At 56.3% G+C, this 455-nt stretch carries 1 protein-coding gene; it reads left to right on the top strand.

What is annotated here, in order from left to right; all coding sequences use genetic code 11:
• Window positions 1-143: 143 nt before the first annotated feature.
• Window positions 144-455 (top strand): hypothetical protein (locus P0D80_RS51205; RefSeq protein WP_408296622.1); only part of this gene is annotated, 312 nt, incomplete at its 3' end.

Consider the following 455-nt stretch of genomic DNA (forward strand, 5'->3'; position numbering starts at 1 on the left):
AAAGCAGTCAGCAACGTAAGTGTCGCAGTCACTGTCCCCCGTGAACACGAAATATTGAAGTCGCCCGCGCGCGTCGCAATGTCTTCTTTGGCGTTCACCGTGACGTTCCGGAAGAATTCCCTGCTGAACGTGGGAATGCCATCATGATCATTGCCCTGCCGGAAGGCCTCGTGCGTCCCGCCCTTGAACTGGGGCGTGCCGAAAAAAGCTCTTGCAAATGTTTGGGCTGTTACAGCAGGCATAATGGTCCTTTACGTCGTCGATCGTGCAAGCTTTCTTTCCGGGCCGATGCCCACTCAAGGTCTCCGGCAATCATCCCGAACTCGCATTGGTTTGCCGCCGTAGAACGCATCGTCAATCTGTCGTGGCATCCGGTTCAGCCCGCGGGGCTGCGGCCACTGAAGAATCTTCACTCGTTGGCGCCTCAAGGCAAAGTCAGTGATGCGAACAGATCG

The sequence above is a fragment of the Paraburkholderia sp. RL17-373-BIF-A genome (assembly GCF_046030175.1).
In the GTDB taxonomy this organism is placed as follows: Bacteria; Pseudomonadota; Gammaproteobacteria; order Burkholderiales; family Burkholderiaceae; genus Paraburkholderia.